General features: G+C 63.5%; 32 protein-coding genes. All 32 read right to left on the bottom strand.

The annotated features are described in order from the left end of the window. Positions 1–117: 117 nt before the first annotated feature. The 32 genes from NG696_RS19650 to NG696_RS19495 all read right to left on the bottom strand — a co-directional run bounded on the left by NG696_RS19650 (position 118) and on the right by NG696_RS19495 (position 15,164). A complete protein-coding gene (locus NG696_RS19650) occupies positions 118–711 on the bottom strand; it encodes a hypothetical protein (protein ID WP_252576491.1) in 594 nt (197 codons plus the stop codon). Further along, positions 704–1,300, bottom strand: a complete 597-nt coding sequence (locus NG696_RS19645; RefSeq protein WP_252576490.1) for a hypothetical protein — start codon at positions 1,298–1,300, stop codon at positions 704–706. The genes NG696_RS19650 and NG696_RS19645 overlap by 8 nt, the downstream gene beginning before the upstream one ends. After that, positions 1,297–1,512, bottom strand: a complete 216-nt coding sequence (locus NG696_RS19640; RefSeq protein ID WP_252576489.1) for a hypothetical protein — start codon at positions 1,510–1,512, stop codon at positions 1,297–1,299. The genes NG696_RS19645 and NG696_RS19640 overlap by 4 nt, the downstream gene beginning before the upstream one ends. Then, positions 1,509–1,838 (bottom strand): hypothetical protein, encoded by a 330-nt coding sequence (locus NG696_RS19635; RefSeq protein ID WP_252576488.1) that lies wholly within the window; start codon positions 1,836–1,838, stop codon positions 1,509–1,511. Before NG696_RS19635 ends, NG696_RS19640 begins: the two co-directional genes overlap by 4 nt. Continuing rightward, complete coding sequence (locus NG696_RS19630; RefSeq protein ID WP_252576487.1) at positions 1,835–2,122, bottom strand: hypothetical protein; 288 nt, start codon at positions 2,120–2,122, stop codon at positions 1,835–1,837. The genes NG696_RS19635 and NG696_RS19630 overlap by 4 nt, the downstream gene beginning before the upstream one ends. Further along, positions 2,119–2,304 carry a hypothetical protein gene (locus NG696_RS19625; RefSeq protein ID WP_252576485.1) on the bottom strand — a complete coding sequence of 62 codons (186 nt, stop codon included), beginning with the start codon at positions 2,302–2,304 and terminating at the stop codon, positions 2,119–2,121. Before NG696_RS19625 ends, NG696_RS19630 begins: the two co-directional genes overlap by 4 nt. After that, positions 2,283–2,486, bottom strand: a complete 204-nt coding sequence (locus NG696_RS19620) for a hypothetical protein (protein ID WP_252576484.1) — start codon at positions 2,484–2,486, stop codon at positions 2,283–2,285. Before NG696_RS19620 ends, NG696_RS19625 begins: the two co-directional genes overlap by 22 nt. Then, positions 2,483–2,872 carry a beta-sandwich lipoprotein gene (locus NG696_RS19615; RefSeq protein ID WP_252576483.1) on the bottom strand — a complete coding sequence of 130 codons (390 nt, stop codon included), beginning with the start codon at positions 2,870–2,872 and terminating at the stop codon, positions 2,483–2,485. Before NG696_RS19615 ends, NG696_RS19620 begins: the two co-directional genes overlap by 4 nt. After that, on the bottom strand, positions 2,869–3,687 hold the full coding sequence (locus tag NG696_RS19610; RefSeq protein ID WP_252576482.1) for a hypothetical protein: 819 nt from the start codon (positions 3,685–3,687) through the stop codon (positions 2,869–2,871). Before NG696_RS19610 ends, NG696_RS19615 begins: the two co-directional genes overlap by 4 nt. 8 nt (positions 3,688–3,695) lie before the next feature. After that, positions 3,696–4,001 (bottom strand): hypothetical protein, encoded by a 306-nt coding sequence (locus tag NG696_RS19605; protein ID WP_252576481.1) that lies wholly within the window; start codon positions 3,999–4,001, stop codon positions 3,696–3,698. Continuing rightward, complete coding sequence (locus NG696_RS19600; protein ID WP_252576479.1) at positions 3,998–4,249, bottom strand: hypothetical protein; 252 nt, start codon at positions 4,247–4,249, stop codon at positions 3,998–4,000. The genes NG696_RS19605 and NG696_RS19600 overlap by 4 nt, the downstream gene beginning before the upstream one ends. Then, entirely contained in the window at positions 4,246–4,413 is a 168-nt protein-coding gene (locus tag NG696_RS19595; RefSeq protein ID WP_252576477.1) for a hypothetical protein, read from the bottom strand. The genes NG696_RS19600 and NG696_RS19595 overlap by 4 nt, the downstream gene beginning before the upstream one ends. A 52-nt stretch (positions 4,414–4,465) precedes the next feature. Continuing rightward, on the bottom strand, positions 4,466–4,678 hold the full coding sequence (locus tag NG696_RS19590; RefSeq protein WP_252576476.1) for a hypothetical protein: 213 nt from the start codon (positions 4,676–4,678) through the stop codon (positions 4,466–4,468). Continuing rightward, entirely contained in the window at positions 4,675–5,004 is a 330-nt protein-coding gene (locus NG696_RS19585) for a hypothetical protein (protein WP_252576475.1), read from the bottom strand. Before NG696_RS19585 ends, NG696_RS19590 begins: the two co-directional genes overlap by 4 nt. Continuing rightward, positions 5,001–5,174: a hypothetical protein gene (locus tag NG696_RS19580; RefSeq protein WP_252576474.1), complete on the bottom strand. Its 174-nt coding sequence runs from the start codon at positions 5,172–5,174 to the stop codon at positions 5,001–5,003. The genes NG696_RS19585 and NG696_RS19580 overlap by 4 nt, the downstream gene beginning before the upstream one ends. Further along, positions 5,171–5,530: a hypothetical protein gene (locus NG696_RS19575; protein WP_252576472.1), complete on the bottom strand. Its 360-nt coding sequence runs from the start codon at positions 5,528–5,530 to the stop codon at positions 5,171–5,173. The genes NG696_RS19580 and NG696_RS19575 overlap by 4 nt, the downstream gene beginning before the upstream one ends. Then, positions 5,527–5,700, bottom strand: coding sequence for a hypothetical protein (locus tag NG696_RS19570; RefSeq protein ID WP_252576470.1), 174 nt, complete (start codon positions 5,698–5,700; stop codon positions 5,527–5,529). Before NG696_RS19570 ends, NG696_RS19575 begins: the two co-directional genes overlap by 4 nt. Beyond that, positions 5,697–6,911 carry a hypothetical protein gene (locus tag NG696_RS19565; protein WP_252576468.1) on the bottom strand — a complete coding sequence of 405 codons (1,215 nt, stop codon included), beginning with the start codon at positions 6,909–6,911 and terminating at the stop codon, positions 5,697–5,699. Before NG696_RS19565 ends, NG696_RS19570 begins: the two co-directional genes overlap by 4 nt. A 2-nt stretch (positions 6,912–6,913) precedes the next feature. Beyond that, positions 6,914–7,138 carry a hypothetical protein gene (locus tag NG696_RS19560; RefSeq protein ID WP_252576467.1) on the bottom strand — a complete coding sequence of 75 codons (225 nt, stop codon included), beginning with the start codon at positions 7,136–7,138 and terminating at the stop codon, positions 6,914–6,916. Positions 7,139–7,263: 125 nt separating this feature from the next. Continuing rightward, positions 7,264–7,686, bottom strand: a complete 423-nt coding sequence (locus NG696_RS19555; RefSeq protein WP_252576465.1) for a hypothetical protein — start codon at positions 7,684–7,686, stop codon at positions 7,264–7,266. 135 nt (positions 7,687–7,821) lie between these two features. After that, on the bottom strand, positions 7,822–8,160 hold the full coding sequence (locus tag NG696_RS19550; protein WP_252576463.1) for a hypothetical protein: 339 nt from the start codon (positions 8,158–8,160) through the stop codon (positions 7,822–7,824). A gap of 224 nt (positions 8,161–8,384) precedes the next feature. Beyond that, positions 8,385–8,729, bottom strand: coding sequence for a hypothetical protein (locus NG696_RS19545; protein WP_252576462.1), 345 nt, complete (start codon positions 8,727–8,729; stop codon positions 8,385–8,387). A gap of 3 nt (positions 8,730–8,732) precedes the next feature. Then, on the bottom strand, positions 8,733–11,246 hold the full coding sequence (locus NG696_RS19540) for a DNA methyltransferase (protein WP_252576460.1): 2,514 nt from the start codon (positions 11,244–11,246) through the stop codon (positions 8,733–8,735). Beyond that, positions 11,243–12,997 carry a DNA cytosine methyltransferase gene (locus NG696_RS19535; protein ID WP_252576459.1) on the bottom strand — a complete coding sequence of 585 codons (1,755 nt, stop codon included), beginning with the start codon at positions 12,995–12,997 and terminating at the stop codon, positions 11,243–11,245. Before NG696_RS19535 ends, NG696_RS19540 begins: the two co-directional genes overlap by 4 nt. After that, positions 12,994–13,209, bottom strand: coding sequence for a hypothetical protein (locus NG696_RS19530; RefSeq protein WP_252576457.1), 216 nt, complete (start codon positions 13,207–13,209; stop codon positions 12,994–12,996). Before NG696_RS19530 ends, NG696_RS19535 begins: the two co-directional genes overlap by 4 nt. After that, positions 13,206–13,445, bottom strand: a complete 240-nt coding sequence (locus NG696_RS19525; protein ID WP_252576456.1) for a hypothetical protein — start codon at positions 13,443–13,445, stop codon at positions 13,206–13,208. Before NG696_RS19525 ends, NG696_RS19530 begins: the two co-directional genes overlap by 4 nt. After that, positions 13,442–13,663 (bottom strand): hypothetical protein, encoded by a 222-nt coding sequence (locus NG696_RS19520; protein ID WP_252576454.1) that lies wholly within the window; start codon positions 13,661–13,663, stop codon positions 13,442–13,444. The genes NG696_RS19525 and NG696_RS19520 overlap by 4 nt, the downstream gene beginning before the upstream one ends. Then, positions 13,660–13,941 (bottom strand): hypothetical protein, encoded by a 282-nt coding sequence (locus NG696_RS19515; protein ID WP_252576452.1) that lies wholly within the window; start codon positions 13,939–13,941, stop codon positions 13,660–13,662. Before NG696_RS19515 ends, NG696_RS19520 begins: the two co-directional genes overlap by 4 nt. Beyond that, on the bottom strand, positions 13,938–14,342 hold the full coding sequence (locus tag NG696_RS19510) for an ASCH domain-containing protein (protein WP_252576451.1): 405 nt from the start codon (positions 14,340–14,342) through the stop codon (positions 13,938–13,940). Before NG696_RS19510 ends, NG696_RS19515 begins: the two co-directional genes overlap by 4 nt. Beyond that, positions 14,339–14,635 (bottom strand): DUF4326 domain-containing protein, encoded by a 297-nt coding sequence (locus NG696_RS19505; RefSeq protein WP_252576449.1) that lies wholly within the window; start codon positions 14,633–14,635, stop codon positions 14,339–14,341. Before NG696_RS19505 ends, NG696_RS19510 begins: the two co-directional genes overlap by 4 nt. Then, complete coding sequence (locus NG696_RS19500) at positions 14,632–14,850, bottom strand: hypothetical protein (protein ID WP_252576448.1); 219 nt, start codon at positions 14,848–14,850, stop codon at positions 14,632–14,634. The genes NG696_RS19505 and NG696_RS19500 overlap by 4 nt, the downstream gene beginning before the upstream one ends. Further along, complete coding sequence (locus NG696_RS19495) at positions 14,850–15,164, bottom strand: hypothetical protein (RefSeq protein WP_252576446.1); 315 nt, start codon at positions 15,162–15,164, stop codon at positions 14,850–14,852. Before NG696_RS19495 ends, NG696_RS19500 begins: the two co-directional genes overlap by 1 nt. Positions 15,165–15,168 lie beyond the last annotated feature (4 nt).

The following is a 15,168-nucleotide window of genomic DNA, read 5'->3' as shown; positions in this document are numbered from 1 at the left end:
GAGGGGGGTGGCGGGCGGCTTCTAGGGCGATCGGTAATCTTCGCCACTTCTACATACTGGGAACTTTAGTGGGACAGGCTGGAATTGTCAACACTTCCAGCATTCTTTATGCCCATTTCAAGCATCGAGCGCCCGGAGCTCTTCAGGAATGACGGTTCCCACCAGCAGCGTCTGCTCGGGGGTGAGTTCCAGCCGGGCGAGTACGCGTTGCATGGCGGTGACGAACATGGACGCGGTCTGTTCGTCGAGTTTGATGCGGCGTTCTTCGAATCCGGATTTGATGAGCATGTCCAGGAACTTGCCTGCTTGCGCTTGGGCGGCCATGTAGAGCTTGAGTTCGGCGCGGATCTGCTCCCCGCCGTTGTCGTTCTCGTACCGGATTTCTTCGAGGGAGTTCACGCGCTGGCCGAGGGCGTCCATGGTGTGCAGGACGCCGGCCGTCACGCGGGAGAGCATGTCCAGCGGGTCCTGAATCCCTTCAGCCCCGTACGCGGCAATGGCGGCTTGCGGGTCGGCTTCGTAGAGTTCGGTGACGATCCGGCGGGACTCACGATCCCGCGCGGCTTTTATAGCCTGTGGGCTATGGCCGCCGTGGGCTCTGCAGACTGTCCCGCCCGGCAGGACTTCGCCGGACTGGCACGGCCCGCCGGACTGCTTACTGTGGGCAGCGCACGCGCCGTGCACCTGCCCGCACTTCGCACACTCAGCCACTGGCAGGCCACCACTTCAGGCTGATGGCACGGCCGTAGGGTCCGGGCCGGTACTGCTGGTTCAGCTCGTCGGGTTCAAGGAAGTTGGACCGGCGTTCGGTGGAGCTGAAGTTATTGCCCTGGGGCAGGTGCTCGGGGCGGTCAGGCTCGCTCGCGGCAGCTGACTTCACGGGCTCTGGGTGGCGGTGACCTGTCCGCCATGCGGCGACCGATTCCCGCGCCTGGCGGCCGTGGGCGTCAAGGTCGGCTGTCGGGTCGCCCCATGGCCCTACAGAGTCCCATGTGAGCAGCGGGATTTCGTAGGTGTACAGGCCGCCGCGTTCGGAGGTCTGCCAGTAGGCGAAGTGGAACAGGGTCTTGTGAAGGACGCCGATGACCGACTCGCACCCTGACCAACCCATGGTGATCAGGGTTAGCCGCTTGCGTGGCCTTCCCCAGTCGTCGGTGGAGTCTTCGATCTTGGCGCCGCCCATCTTCATGAGGGACTTGACGTACTCAGCCATCTCGGCCGGGGTGCCTTCGAAGTGCTCCAGACGCTCCAGGGCTTCGTCCGTCGGGTAGCCGTCGCCGTCGTACAGGTCGGCGCTCATTTGCCCACTGCTTCCTTGTATTCTGCCCGGCGGTATAGCCAGTGCTCATTGTGCTCGTGGGCATCCTCGAGGCGTCTGCGTTGGGCGGCGAGCCTGCGCTGAGCTTCCTCCAATGCCTTGACGGCGTGGTGGTAGGCCGCAAGCTCGTTGATGTAGGCCTGCCCCGATTCCTTGACGTTGCGATTCAGCTCGCGCTCATCCTCCCGGCTCACACCGTCACGCTCGCTTTCTTGTGCAGGTGGGCCAGTGGGTTGTCGCCGTTGAATCCGTGTTCCATGACGTGTTGCCACCAGAACGCGAACCGGAGCCGTTCGGTGGAGTCGAAGTGTCGGGCGTAGTCGTAGAGCAGGTGGAGGCCTAGTTCGGTGGCTGCGTCGGTGAGTTTCCCGGCTTTGGCGTCAAGGGCCCACTGCGCCTCCATAACCCGCCCAACCGTCCGGGCAACAATCCACGCCCGGTACTCCGGCGGGATCGGGTCCCGGTGCCGGGCCTCACGCCAGAGGATCCACACGTGACGGCGGAACTCCTGATACCTCACGGCTTGCCTCCGCGGTGAATCAGTGCGGGCTTACGGTATGCGCGGGCCATATCGCGGCGGATCCGGCGGCGCTCACGCTCGGTGTCGGCGAATATGATTTGCAGATTCCACGCTATGCGCCGGCTCTGCTCCGCCAAGCGCTCGCTTGACTCCCTTACAGCGGCCGCCACCTTGGCAACGGCGGCCGCGAGAGCGGCACAGTCAACCGTTGCTGGCTGCGTCGTCATGCCCTGCTGTGGCGGGATGTTGATGACCTGCCGTGCGGCGTTCGCGTCCTGGATCACGCCTTCCTCCCGTGCGGGTTGTCTTTCGCCATCGTCTCGCTGAACTGCCGGAGCGCGAGCCAGGACAGGACGTGGTTCATGCCCTCCAGCCACGCGGCGTGCTGCGCTTCGGTGATGGCGTCCTTGAACTGGTCGAGGCCTTCCACCTTGACGACTACTTCTAGCGGCGTCGTTTTTGCCATGACGCCTCCTCAATCCACATAGCCACCAGCATCACGGCGAGTATGAGCAGTCCAATGCAGGCGGGAATCCAGAACGGGGCGAGCACCCACCACCATGACCATGTGATGACGTTGGAGAGTTTGAGCACGATGAAGACGATGCCCAGCACGGATGCGAAGGATATTCCTGAGGTCTGGTTCACTGTTTGCCCGCGTCGATCTGGAGGTCGGGCACGATGTTCTCTGGCTTGAAGATGACCCGGTAGTGGTACACGCTCACGTCCGCCGATTTGGTCTGTTCCACAAAGTAGGACACGTTGTCACTCAGCCCGAGGAAGTGTTTCTTGTACTGGTCGGGGCCGATCTTGCACGTGACATCCAGCTTGCCCCCGTCAGGCTTGATGGAGCATCGGCCTTCGACGGTCAGCAGGTATTTGTCGGTGATGCCGTTGAAGAACACGATGCGGCGTTCTATCTCGAAGTTGTCGGCCGCCGTGGACAGGTTGTCCGAGGCGGTCTGGGCGGCGGGCGTGCATGCGGTCAGCAGCAGCGCCGCGGCGCACGCGAAGATGGCGATTAGTTTTTTCATGCGGGGACTTCCGTTTCTGTGGGCCATGGGGTGAGTTTGGTGCCGGCTTCGTAGAGGGTTACGAGTCTGGCGACGTGGGCGACGATGTAGGTGGGGTAGCCGCGGTGGGATGTCCCGTGGCGGTGGAGGTGCCCTCTCTGGCCCCATTTTTTGATCCGGTCGGTGTCGAGGGCGATGCCTTTGAGGGCGAAGGATCTGGAGAGGGTGGTGGCGTCTTGGGCTACTTTTTCGGCGTGGGCGAGCGCTTCGAGGGTCCGGGCCCGTGCGTCCCAGACGGTCCCGCAGGTCCGGCACTTGACGTCATCCTGGCCTTCGATGCCGTACAGGGTTTCGGGGCATTCGACGTTGTTAATCACGGAGTAGCAGGGGCCGATGTAGCGGACGTCGGGGGCGATGTCGATGGTCCGGCGGATGTTGTTCACGGCGCCGACGATCTCGGAGTACGCGTCCGGGGCGGCCGCGTGGCGGCTGAGCCAGGTCACGTGGTGCATCAGCCAGGATGAGAGGGTCTTCGCCGTCGCCGGGGTGGGCAGGGCAACGAACTTCCCCTCAGCCGCGAGGCCCTCGGCCACGAGTGACACCCAGTCCTTGAGCAGGATACGGAGGTCCCGTGCCGTGTCGGACGCCCTCACGTTGTACGGCATGGGCGGCCCGTCGCTGGCATGGTTCCCGCGTGCTGGCCGGGTCTTCGTTTGCCGGGTCATGGTCGTGTCGAGCTCGTCGAGGAGCCAGTCAAGGTCACCGAGCGCCCGGTCAATAGCGTTGGTGCAGTCCGAACAGATGACGGCGTTGTTGATGAGTGGCTTACCGTCCACAGGGCAGGTCATTTTCGCCCGCCCTGCAGGTAGGTGCCTGCGATGTGGATGCACATGAGGTTGTATGCCTGGTCGTCATCGAAGCCGTGGCGGCGGTACGCGGTGTAGATCCCGGTGTTGTTGCGGGTCATGACGTTCATCCAGTGCGCGGGCTCAACGGGCGCGGGTGTGGTGTGGATGTTCGCGGCGTCATGCTCCGTGTACGTGGTGATGGAGCGGGTCACGGGCTTGGGCGTGGGCTTGGGGTGGAGGCGGGCGAGAACAGCACCGGCAGCGGCGCCGGCGGCAATGACAAGGGCGGCGCGGGTGATCACACTTCCTCCCAAGGTGTAGCGGTGACCTCACGAGAGACGACGCGGGCCCAGTTTACGAATGACAGGGTGTTCCGGTAGGCGGCGTCGTTCTCAGCTTCGGCCCGGTCACGCCATTGGAAGACCTTGGTAATGGGCTTGCCGAGCATGGTGGCATTCATCTCGACGCCCCATTCGATGGTCGTCTCCACCGTGTTGGATTCAAGGCCGAAGCTGGCCAGGTAGTCCTTGACGCGTTGCTCTTCGCTCATTCGTCGTCCCCCAAGCTGTCAAGGAAGTCCTCAAGCCTGATCCGGGCGGAGAGGTTGCCGATGGGTTCGGCGTGGCAGCGGCAGCCGTATTGGCGTGCGCACGCGTAGGGCGTCCAGCAGCACGCGCGTTTGCAGCGCCGCGCCTCCGGCAACGTTTTGGTCATGGGGACCATTCTACCAGTGCCAGCATGCAACTTGCGTGTTTCCGGCACTAAATCAGTGCCCGCCCGTATCGTCCAAGCCCAGCAGGTCCGACGCCTGGGACACCGGCCGCCGCACGAGCCGCTCCGGTTCGTGGTGCATACCCTGCTCGAGGATGCGTCTCAGTACCGGGATGTTGAACACACCGTTCCCGCGCTGCACGTCGAGCTCATGCAACGCTTGCCGGATCGCCATCTCAGCTTCGGTCTCCGTCATGGTCATGGTCATGATGCCTCCGTGGTCGTTAGTCGAGCCTCAATTTCGTCTGCCTTTTGCCGCAACTTCGCGGCACGCTCCTTGCACCAATCCGCGAACTCCCGGCGCTCATCCGTGGACAGGATGATTTCCCGTTTCCCGTCGTCGTCCGGGTTGTGGCTCTTGAAGATCCCGCCAAGGGTTCGGCGGAACCACCGCCCGCCCTTCACGGATACCTCGCTCACGGTTCCGGGCGTTTCGCACTCGAGGAGCATCCCAAGCCCGTCCAGTGCACCGGCACGGTTTCGGTAGCTGTCCGCATACCTGAGGTCGGAACGCATACGCTCAACCGCGGTCATGCGGCCGCCTCCCACTTGCCGTGCGTGTCGCCCACCCATTGTCGGGTGACGAGTTGGAGCGGGGCCGCCGTGCCGTATTCGGTCATGAAGTCGCGGACCTTGGAGGCCAGGAAGTCGTGCATGTAGATGACACGGTTCGGGAGTTGCGCGGCGTACTCCGTGCGGGTCATGGCTTGAACTCCCAGCCGACGTATTCGTACTCCCATGTTGCGGTGATCCAGCCCGCCCGGTTCATACCGTTCGGGAGGTGGCTGTCGTTCATGTCGTCGGCGTCGTCGCCTTCGTAGCTGGCGCCGCACTCGCTATCGAACCATCCCTGCATCCAACACTCCTCGTGCCAGACGCGTTCGTGGCCGACGCCCGCTCTCCTTAGGTGGTCTGCGTCCCACGATTCGCAGTGGCAGTCGGGGTAGAAGTGGCATTCGCCGTACTTCCATGGGCATTCGAACTTGACCGTCGGCTCGAAGTCGGTGTCCCCGCTGTAGGGGAACGTCTCGACGGTGGCGTAGTGCGGGAGGTTGCTCATGCCCCCACCATCTTCCATGCCACGTGCTCCCGTGCGTCCTTGCGGGCCAGTTCGGGCAGGGCCTCCCACTCTTCAGGCGTGAACCCGTTCAGGGCGGCGATGTAACGCTCCGAGAAGTCGGGCCGGGCTGGGACCTGCGCCGGGCGCCGGCGTCTGAACCAGCCGATCATGACACTGGCCGGATCATCTGTTCGAGGAGCTCGAGTGCCATCGGGCGCTGTTCGGCGGCGAGTTCGTTGATGCGGGCGAAGAGTTCGGGGTGCTCGGCGTAGTAGGTGCGGGCTGCTTTGTATGCGGCGTTGTAGCTAGTACCCCAGGTGTCGTACGGGGCGTCAGCGTCAGCGACAGCGGCAGCGGCAGCGTCAGCGACAGCGGCAGCGGCAGCGGCAGCGTCAGCGGCAGCGGCAGCGGCAGCGTCAGCGGCAGCGGCAGCGTCAGCGTCAGCGGCAGCGTCAGCGGCAGCGTCAGCGTCAGCGGCAGCGTCAGCGGCAGCGACAGCGACAGCGACAGCGGCAGCGTCAGCGTCAGCGTCAGCGACAGCGGCAGCGGCAGCGTCAGCGACAGCGGCAGCGACAGCGACAGCGGCAGCGTCAGCGTCAGCGTCAGCGACAGCGGCAGCGGCAGCGTCAGCGACAGCGGCAGCGGCAGCGGCAGCGTCAGCGGCAGCGGCAGCGGCAGCGTCAGCGGCAGCGGCAGCGTCAGCGTCAGCGGCAGCGTCAGCGGCAGCGGCAGCGTCAGCGGCAGCGTCAGCGGCAGCGACAGCGACAGCGGCAGCGTCAGCGACAGCGTCAGCGACAGCGGCAGCGTCAGCGACAGCGTCAGCGACAGCGGCAGCGACAGCGACAGCGGCAGCGACAGGCTTCCCCTGCTCCGCGTATCGTTCGCGTACCTTCGCCTCAACCTTGCGCCGCAGCTCGGCCCGGCTCTCGTCGCGCTTCTTCCACGCCCGGTTACGGATCTCCCGGAGCTTCAACACCAACTCGGCCACCGGGAGTGCGACGAACGACGCGAGCATATCGGCATCGTCATGCATGCCGGCGAGCCGCAACCACGGACCCAACAGGTTGGTCACGAGATAGCGGGTGGCGATCCTCTGGCGTTCCTCGTCTAGCCCGTCGCCGGCGGTGCCCACCATGCGCGGCAGGAACGGGGCGAGGGACTGGCGGCGTTCGTCATCCCACCGGTCATTCAACGTGATTGTGTAGCGGCGCAAGACAGGGGACGCACACACCGGGGCGTCAGTGTGCCCCTCACCGGCCAGCCAGGCAACGACCTCCATAGCGCAGTGGCCCTCTTCGAAGTCCATGTGCGAGCTGGAGTCCAGGACGATGGCGCCGTCGTTCAGCTGTGCGAGGCGTTCCGGGATGATGGTGGTGTTCATGGTCAGAGTCCTTCTGTTTCGGATTTTGCGGCGTAGTAGGCGTCGTTTGCGGCGGCGAGGTTCTTACGGGCCGCGTCTTTGCGGATGACGGCGGACTCGAAGACCCGGAGTGCTTCGTCGTAGGCCCGGTCAGCGTCAGCGAACGCGGCGGATGCCAGGCGCTTTTGACGGTGCAGCTTTGCAACGTCAGCGCCACTGGCCGGCTTCGGTACTCTCTTCGGATCCATGATGTTCCCCTCAACTTTGATGCTGGAAGTGTTGTGTTGCGTGTTTCAAGTATCGCACTACACGCGCGACTTTGGAAGACCCATCGTCGGCGTGTCCACGGCGTGTCGCGTAGCAGCCCATGAGGTTAGGCCACACCTTGCTTGTCAGTCGCGGCGTCAAGAATAAGGTTTACGACATGCTCAGATCGATCGCCGGTGAGCAGTGAAATAAGATCCGCGCCCGTCATCAGCACCCATTGGTCTTCAAACTTCCGCGTCCCGCGTCTCTTAGCGACGACGATCCCGCACAGCGCCCGGTAGTTCACAGCTTCGACAGAGGCTTCACGCGTCCAGGTGGTGGGCTCCAGCTTCCCTCCGTAGTCCTTCGTTTCCACCGCGATGCGCTCCCCGTTCAGGTGCCGTACGTTGGCCACATCCCCGATGTCCTTGGAGCCTTTACGCGGCGCCCGGTCGATGTCCGGATTCCCCAGCGCGTTGGCGAGCCCATCAGCGACGAGCTGCTCAAAAGCTGACCCGGCCTGCTTGGCGGTTGAACGTGATCTTGTCATGCGGTGCTCCTTGGTGTTTGGTGTCGATGCCGGTAGCATCTTCTGTTTCGGTGCTGGCGACCGTCCAGAATCGTTTACGGGGTTTTGGCGGGGTGGTTGGACGTTCGGGAGGATTTGCGGGGCCTACAGAGGCGCCTAGCGCTCGTGGCATGTTTGGCAGATGAACGGCGGCTGAGTCGATGCCATGTGCCCCATCGGCTTCCGGGTCAGGCACTCGCTGCACAGCCTGGTCCCGTCATCCGCTTTGCCATTCCCGGCCTTCGCCCAGAACTGCTCCCAGCTGATCGCCGTCGGTGCCTGCGCTTTCGGATCCTGCGCGGCCCTGAAGCAAGCCGTGACGACGAGGTCAACCGGCCGGCCCTCATTCGCGAAGCCTTCGAGGATGCGCATCAGTGCCCCGTAGTTCCATCCCGGCCGGAGCGTGCGGATCGTGTAGCTAATCGCTGATGCCTGTTCTTGGTTGAAGCTGGCCATCTGCTGCTCCTTTCAGATTCTCGCGTTCAGGTAGGTGAGATAGAAGAAAATGTCTTGGAAGTTGAAGAGCAAAAACAAAAGGCGACATGCCTTTGGAAGGTGACCACTTCTTTAACTTGGTCTTGGTCTTGGTCTTGGTCTTGGACACTTGAACGAACGGCGTACGTTATTCGTACGTTCTAAATTCGTTCGCTGTAACACGCTGGGCATGCGTCGGCCAAAGGTCAGGCCTTCGGTTTCTTTTTGGGGTTGTTCGCCCGCCATTCAGCCATGCGGATCCGCGCAGCTTCCCGGTCTTCAAGGACCTTTTCCTTGGTGCGCTGGTACTCCGCCCACGACAGAAACTGCCAGTCCTCCCCGGCCCTCGCCCAGAATCCGCACGCTACAAGTTCCCGCGCAAGCTCCGGGCCACGAGGCCACGAGTTGACGTACCATGCGGGCACGAGCCCGTCCGTCAGGTAGTCGGTGCAGAGGGTGCCGGCCAGGACCCAAAGCCCCATGGCTTCGAGTCCTGCCCGTCTACATTTCGGGTGCGAATGCATCTTGTCATCCGCGTTGAACCAAGCCACTGATCAGGCCCCGATGGCGTCGAACAAGGTGGGCATGGCCTGCTTGTTTTCCTCCGCCTCGAGGTACTTGACGGAGTCGAGGAAGTACCCGGAGTTGAGTTCGGAGGAGCGGCCTTTCCTGCCCAGCTTGAGCGCCCGCAGTGGCACCGTTCCGAGGCCTCCGAAGGGGTCGAATACGAGGTCGCCGGGGTTGGTGTACCGCTCGATGAGCCGGTCCACGATGTCGAACTGGAGCGGGCAAACATGCATCTGGACGTTGCGGCGCTTCTGCTCCCCGTTGAGGGTGAGCATCCGGTTGATGTCGTGCCAGACATCCGGCGCCCAGGATCCGGGCATGAGGGACATGAAGGTGGCGGGGAGTGCGCCCTTGCCCTGCAGCGCTTCGCCGACTTTGATGTGGGATTCGTAGTCGTAGACCTCGCGGAGGGTCTGTTCGGTGAAGAGCCTGGAGCGCTGCTCTACGGGGAGTGCGGCGAGTTCGTCGGTGGTGAGGTGTCGGTCGCCGCTGGAGCGCCAGTTGGCATGTGCGTCGACCTGCCATCGGGCGAGTGAGTAGTCGTCCTTTTCCTTGGTGACCCGGTCGTCCGCGTAGCCTTTGGAGCGGTCGGTCTGGGGCTTGTGGAAGAGCAGGATGTACTCGGGGGAGCCGACGCCCATCTTCGTCCCGTCCTTCCGCATTTCGGTGTAGCCGAGGCGGTAGGTCTGGTTGTTCTCGCGGACGACGTCGGTGACGACGGTGACCATGCCCATGTAGTCGAAGCCATGCTTCACTCCATGGAAGAGTGCCTCAGCATGGAATGGGCTCACTGTGGGGATACCGGCGCCGGTGACGTTGCCGAAGTTGATGCGGTCCTTGACGTGGCAGGCGTAGATCCGGCCGGGCCTGAGCACTTTGAGCAGCTGCGGGGTGAGGAAGTCCATCTGGGCCCAGAAGTGGTCGTTGTCGTCGGTGTGCCCGAAGTCGTTGTAGGAGGGTGTGTATTCGTAGTGGTTGCTGAAGGGGATGGAAGTGACGATCATGTCGACACTGTTCTCGTCCATGTGGTTGGTGGCTTCGTCAACGCAGTCGTTGTTGGCGAGGGTCCAGCCGGCGCCGGATGCTTCGATGCGTTCGACGCCCATTGATCTGGTGAGCGCTTCGGTGATGGAGTTTCTTGATAGCCCGTAGGTTTTGATGATGTCGGTCATGGTGGAGGTGAGCTCCTTGTCTCGCGCCAGCTTGTCCTTGAAGGATGCGAGCACTTCGGTTTCGGATTCGGCGTAGATCATGTGGATGGTGCAGGGGTGGGTTTGGCCGAAGCGTTGGATGCGGTGCCAGGCTTGGTAGATGTCGTTGAACTTGTAGGTGATGCCCGCGAAGATCGCGGTGTGGGCTTGCTGGAAGTTCATGCCTTGGCCGAGCTGCACGGGTTTGCCGATGAGTGCCCACGTCTTTTTGTCCCGCCATGCGTCGATGCGGTCTTCTGCTTCGTCGGGGTCGAGTGAGCCGTGGACGCTGGAGTATGTGAGGCCGGCGGCTTTGAGGGCTTGTTCGATGGCGGTTTGTTCGTCGTTGAGGTCACACCACAGGATGATCTGAGATCCGTCCGTTTCGTGGTGTTCCTTGACGAGCTCGGTGAGCTTGGCGATGCGGGCCGGGAGGCTGTCCCGCTTCTCTTTTGCTGTGGCTTGGAGGTCTTTGGCTCCGCCCCGGAAGAGTCGGGCCTGCCCATCTCGGTCTACTCCGGCGGTGCTGTGGTCCACAAGCACTTCCACCCAGTTGACCGTGAGTGGCGGCAGGTCATAGCCCTCATCTGAGTAGCCGAGGTCGGAAGGCTTTTGGAGGAAGATCGACCACGAGTTCAGCCACATGAAGAACTCGTCCCGCTTGTGCGGGTAGAGGGTGAGGTTGTTCGCCTGGGTGGAGTCGCGCTGGAACCAGCGGGTGAGTGCCTGGCCGGTGTCCATGACGCCCAAGAATCCGGCGTAGTGGATGAGTTCCTTGTATCGGTTCGGGGACGGGGTTGCCGTGGCAACGAACCGGTACTTGACCTTGTCGAACAAGGTGAGGAACGTCTGGTAGGTCTTGGAACCGAAGCTCCGGAGCACGCCAGCCTCATCGAGCGAGACGGCCGTGAACACGTTCGGGTCGAGCTTGCCGTCGCGGACAGTCTCATAGTTGGTGACGTACAGGCCGCCGCCGTGGAAGGTCATGTCCTTGACGCTGCGGATGAACTTGATTTCCACGTCGAGCTTGATCCCGTCGCGGATGAACTCGCCGCGGACGCCGAGTGGCGCGATAATCAACCCGGATCCGCCGCTGTCGCGGAGGGTGAGGCGCAGCGTCTCAATCTGCATCATGGACTTGCCCATGCCGAATGCGGCGAAGATCGCCCGGCGGCCGCCTTCGACTGCCCACTGGACAATGTCCCGCTGGTGCTCCATGAGGATGGGGTTAACGGCCGTCGCCGGGATTGGCACACCGTAGTTGCGTTCGAAGTCGGCCTTGTCCTTGAGGAAGTCGACGTACTCGCTCACGCGGACACCAGCGTTTCGGCGCCGGAGAGTGAGAGTGCCGCCACGATGAATAGGTCCCGTGCGGCTGGCGGGGTAACAGCGTTGCCAGCTTGTTTTACCTGTTCGCGCTTGTTGCCGGTCATGATGTAGGACTTGGGGAATGCCATGCCTGCGCTGATTTCGTAGGGTTCGAGCATCCGGAATTCGCAGTCCTCAATTTCGAGGACGGTCCATTCGGTGATGCCGTGGTGCTGGCCGCCGGCACTGAAGGTTCCGAACGGGTCGGTGGTGGGTGCGTTGGATGCGGCCAGGTGTTCGGGTGAGGTGCCGCGCATGGTGGTGACCATGGCGAACCGGTCGGTGGTGCTGATCGTCGGTATGGCCTTCGACACGGGATGCATCTGGCCGTTGCCGTAGTACTCCATCAGCAGGTGCGCGCCAGGCGCGGCCACAAGGGACTGGTGCCCAGCCGTCGTGATCGTGCCCAGTGGGCGGGTTGCGGGAGTGGACATGCATGATTCTTGTCCCGCGGGAGCAGAGTTGTTGCGCATGATCAGTGGCGGTATTACGACGGCGTTCGCGTCCCGGGTTGTCAGCGCGCGCATGGGGTCCGACAGCGGCCGGGCGTCATCGTTCCACGTCCCGCCAGCAGGAACCAACAGGCCCGTTTCGTTGCGCGTGGTCTGCGTCCGCATCGGGTCGGCTGCCAGCTGCGCCTGCTTCCCTTCCCGGCCTTCCACCGGCACGAGCAGTGACCGGGTGTAGCTGGTCGTCTGCGTCTGGAACGGCTCGGCATGAACCGGGCTGATGATCTCGGCGCCACGGACGGCATCAATGCTGACGGCCTTCCCGTGGTAGCGCTTGAGCCCTGCAGCGATCCGGGCCATGGTCTTGGGCACGAGCGGCTTGGTGCGGTCGCCGATGCGCTGGCCGCGGAGCTTCCAGTCGATCGCGGATGCGGCGGGCAGCCAGCCGGGTTCGATGACCGAGTTGCGGCACTTCGTGTTCGGGCAGCGGTAGACGTACTGGGCTTTGTAGCGGCCCCACCGGTAGTTCGGGTTCTTCCACGACTGGACGCAGCGCACCGTCTCGTCGCACGCGCCGCAGTGGGCGAGAGGCATGAGTAGGTCGAAGTTCGGCCGGCGGTTGCCCTTGAGCCAGAACATCACGTACATGCGGTCGCGGGACTGCGGCGCGGGCAGTCCGCCGAGCTGGGCGTGCATGGAGTTCATGTAGACGATGTGGTGTTCGTAGCCGAGTGCATCCATGGCCATCAGCCAGGCGTCGAACATGACCCACTTGGCGGCGTCTACGACGTTCTCGGTGATGATGAGCTTGTACTTGTGCCATTCGGCGAATCGGGGCACGTCCCACATGGTGGCGCGGGATCTGTCGGCGGCTTCGTCGGCGATGCTTTCCCCGAATAGGTCGTGCTGGTTGGTGACGCGCTTCTTGCCCTTGGCTACCGAGTGGTTGGTGCACTCGGGGGAGGCCCAGAGGATGTCTGAGGTTGCGATGTAGCGGGGGTCGGTGATCTGGATGTCGGCGCAGACGTGCTCTGTCTCGGGGTGGTTGGCGTTGTGCGTCTCGATGGCACGGGACCAGTGGTTCATGGCCGTCTTGATGGTCACGCCGGGAACTTCGAGGGCGCCGGTTGAGGATCCGCCGGCGCCACAGAACATGTCCGTCGCGGTCAGCTCGTTGTTCTGGTTCTGCATGGACTGGATCAGGTCGTCCAGGGTGGACCGGCGCTCAAGCAATGCGGTACTCATGCTGCTCTCCTAGTTTTTTCGCGCCATTCGCGGTAGTTGTTGTCTCTGGCTTTACGGCAGGCGTCGCAGAGTGGTTCGCCGGTGCGGACGTGGCGGCTGTATCCGGTGAGGGTGCCGCAGCGGTCGGGGTTGAAGGGTTGGGGCTTGCGTCCGGGCTTAGCCCAGTGGGCGGGCCGGATTTCGGGGCTGCCGCCGTGCGCGTAGGTGGTCATGCGGCAACTGCTTGCATGACTTTGGTGAACGTGGCGTCGTGCTGGTTGACGGCGCAGGCGCTCTGTTGGTAGGTGCCCGCCTCTTGGGTGTGCCAGGCAACCCGGATGTCGTCGTCGCCGCGCCTCGCTTCGAGCTCGATGTAGGGGCGGCCGTAGTCCTCACTGTGGTTGAGCGCGTAGGACCAGCCGTTGATGGTGAGTGATTCGGTGAGGACTCTGACTCCGGGCGGGATCATGCGGACACTCTCCTGATCTGCTCTTCCGCTGTCTTGGTGAGTGCGCGGAAGTCGCCGCCTTCCTTGTACGTCCAGCCGCGGCCGGGGAAGTGTTTGGCGAGGGTTTCGCGGGCGAGGCCGGTAGTCCGTTGCACTTCCCGCTGGGATGCGCCGTCGGCGAAGAGGTCGGCGGCTTGTTGGAGGCGTTCGGGTGCGGGTGGTGGCGGAGTGTAACTCACGCGGTCTTCCTTTCGTGGGTGAGGGTGGCTTGCATCCATGCGTTGAGGGCGACGCGGAGTTCCCCGGCGGCGTCGGCTACTTGGATTTCGACGGCGGCCGCGTTCCTTGCGGCCGCGTGGCGGTCACCGGTGCCGTTGACTGTGGCGTCGCGGAGCTCGTGCTGCGCTCTCCTCAGTCGCCAGTCCCAGGCGTCTTTGATCTGCCGGGCTTCGTCGTAGCGGTTCTTGAGGATCTGCGCTTCGGTGATGACCGGGGGCCGGAGGCGGGTGGCGCTCATGATGGCGCCTCAAGGTTCCAGATGCCGAGCTTGCCCTTGGCGGCGAACGGTTCCACGGGTTGCGGGTTCGCAAGTTCCCAGTGGTAGTGCCCTTCCATGCCCCAGGATGAGCAGTGTTCCTCGTGGACGTTGTCGGATTTGTCGATCGACCCGGTCCAGCAATCGTCGGCGTGGTGGCAGCCGACGACGTCCACAGTGCCGATGACGGAGCCGTGCAAGGTAGCCATGTAGGCCCTGCCGGTGATCCTGGCGATGAACGCCACGGCCGCCTTGTCCCATGCCAGCCCGGCGTGGATGTGCAGCTGGCCGCGGTACTTGGTCGGCTTGCTGCGGTTCTCCACGTCCTTGCCATCGAAGATGATGGCCCGCGCCCACGGCTGCTTGACGGTCAGGGCCTTCATGATGCGGCCCCGTTCGCAATGTCAAGCAAGACGTCGGCGTGGCAGGGCTTGTCCAGTGGGCACCAGCATGCGAGGTCTTTGCCGCCGAGTTCGAGGAATGTGTGTGATGCGTTAATGAGCCGGAGGGGATCGTTCAGCCAGTCGTTGACGTAGGCGGCGACTGCGGCCGCTTGACTGCCCGTTTCGACAACGGCGTGAGGGTTGCCCCACTTGGAGCCGCGCCCGACGTAGACGGCACCTTCCGGCATCCGCCAGCCTTTGGTGCGCTTCCGCTGGATCCGCTGCGGCCTCATGCCCTGACCTTGATTCCGTGCTTCTCAATGACGGCGTCGGAGATGACGCGGGACTTGACTTTGCCCGTGCTATGCCGCCATTCGTCCATGGATTTGGCGAGGGCGTTCTTGCAGGGTCGGCAGGGCTGCGTGCCGTTGCGGAGGTGCCTGTAGTAGGCGGCCCTGTCACCACAGTTGGGGTAGATCGATGGGCCGTCGGGGGTGAGGCGCGGCATCAGGCGACTTCCGTTTCGATGGTGACGGCCCCGGCCTTGGCGTGGGCTTCGTCGCGGGTTTTTTCCCAACCCGATGCGCCGTCGGGGTGGAGCCAGAACCATTCGCCGACGTGGGTCTTGGATTCGAAGACGATGGGCCGTCGTTCCTTGGAGGTGTGGACGTGGGCGAGTGCCTGGTCGTAGGTGTCGTGGGAGCGTTTGCCTTCGGCGCGGGGCCCGTAGACGAAGCGTGGCGGGGTTGTTTTCCAGTTGGGTTTTCCGGTGATGAAGTCGGTGCCGGATTCGATCTTCCAGCGGTCAGCGGGGTGTCTCATGGTG

The organism is Pseudarthrobacter cellobiosi (genome assembly GCF_023913755.1).
GTDB lineage: Bacteria > Actinomycetota > Actinomycetes > Actinomycetales > Micrococcaceae > Arthrobacter > Arthrobacter cellobiosi.
Note: the sequence above shows the minus strand (reverse complement) of the source record. Positions and strands in the feature narration are given on the sequence as shown.

Coding starts and splice junctions, on each gene's coding strand:
- NG696_RS19645 (WP_252576490.1), bottom strand. CDS start 1,300: ATGAGCGCCGACCTGTACGACGGCGACGGCTACCCGACGGACGAAGCC.
- NG696_RS19625 (WP_252576485.1), bottom strand. CDS start 2,304: ATGGCAAAAACGACGCCGCTAGAAGTAGTCGTCAAGGTGGAAGGCCTC.
- NG696_RS19615 (WP_252576483.1), bottom strand. CDS start 2,872: ATGAAAAAACTAATCGCCATCTTCGCGTGCGCCGCGGCGCTGCTGCTG.
- NG696_RS19600 (WP_252576479.1), bottom strand. CDS start 4,249: ATGAGCGAAGAGCAACGCGTCAAGGACTACCTGGCCAGCTTCGGCCTT.
- NG696_RS19595 (WP_252576477.1), bottom strand. CDS start 4,413: ATGACCAAAACGTTGCCGGAGGCGCGGCGCTGCAAACGCGCGTGCTGC.
- NG696_RS19590 (WP_252576476.1), bottom strand. CDS start 4,678: ATGACCATGACCATGACGGAGACCGAAGCTGAGATGGCGATCCGGCAA.
- NG696_RS19585 (WP_252576475.1), bottom strand. CDS start 5,004: ATGACCGCGGTTGAGCGTATGCGTTCCGACCTCAGGTATGCGGACAGC.
- NG696_RS19580 (WP_252576474.1), bottom strand. CDS start 5,174: ATGACCCGCACGGAGTACGCCGCGCAACTCCCGAACCGTGTCATCTAC.
- NG696_RS19575 (WP_252576472.1), bottom strand. CDS start 5,530: ATGAGCAACCTCCCGCACTACGCCACCGTCGAGACGTTCCCCTACAGC.
- NG696_RS19570 (WP_252576470.1), bottom strand. CDS start 5,700: ATGATCGGCTGGTTCAGACGCCGGCGCCCGGCGCAGGTCCCAGCCCGG.
- NG696_RS19565 (WP_252576468.1), bottom strand. CDS start 6,911: ATGAACACCACCATCATCCCGGAACGCCTCGCACAGCTGAACGACGGC.
- NG696_RS19560 (WP_252576467.1), bottom strand. CDS start 7,138: ATGGATCCGAAGAGAGTACCGAAGCCGGCCAGTGGCGCTGACGTTGCA.
- NG696_RS19555 (WP_252576465.1), bottom strand. CDS start 7,686: ATGACAAGATCACGTTCAACCGCCAAGCAGGCCGGGTCAGCTTTTGAG.
- NG696_RS19550 (WP_252576463.1), bottom strand. CDS start 8,160: ATGGCCAGCTTCAACCAAGAACAGGCATCAGCGATTAGCTACACGATC.
- NG696_RS19535 (WP_252576459.1), bottom strand. CDS start 12,997: ATGAGTACCGCATTGCTTGAGCGCCGGTCCACCCTGGACGACCTGATC.
- NG696_RS19530 (WP_252576457.1), bottom strand. CDS start 13,209: ATGACCACCTACGCGCACGGCGGCAGCCCCGAAATCCGGCCCGCCCAC.
- NG696_RS19525 (WP_252576456.1), bottom strand. CDS start 13,445: ATGATCCCGCCCGGAGTCAGAGTCCTCACCGAATCACTCACCATCAAC.
- NG696_RS19515 (WP_252576452.1), bottom strand. CDS start 13,941: ATGAGCGCCACCCGCCTCCGGCCCCCGGTCATCACCGAAGCGCAGATC.
- NG696_RS19510 (WP_252576451.1), bottom strand. CDS start 14,342: ATGAAGGCCCTGACCGTCAAGCAGCCGTGGGCGCGGGCCATCATCTTC.
- NG696_RS19505 (WP_252576449.1), bottom strand. CDS start 14,635: ATGAGGCCGCAGCGGATCCAGCGGAAGCGCACCAAAGGCTGGCGGATG.
- NG696_RS19500 (WP_252576448.1), bottom strand. CDS start 14,850: ATGCCGCGCCTCACCCCCGACGGCCCATCGATCTACCCCAACTGTGGT.
- NG696_RS19495 (WP_252576446.1), bottom strand. CDS start 15,164: ATGAGACACCCCGCTGACCGCTGGAAGATCGAATCCGGCACCGACTTC.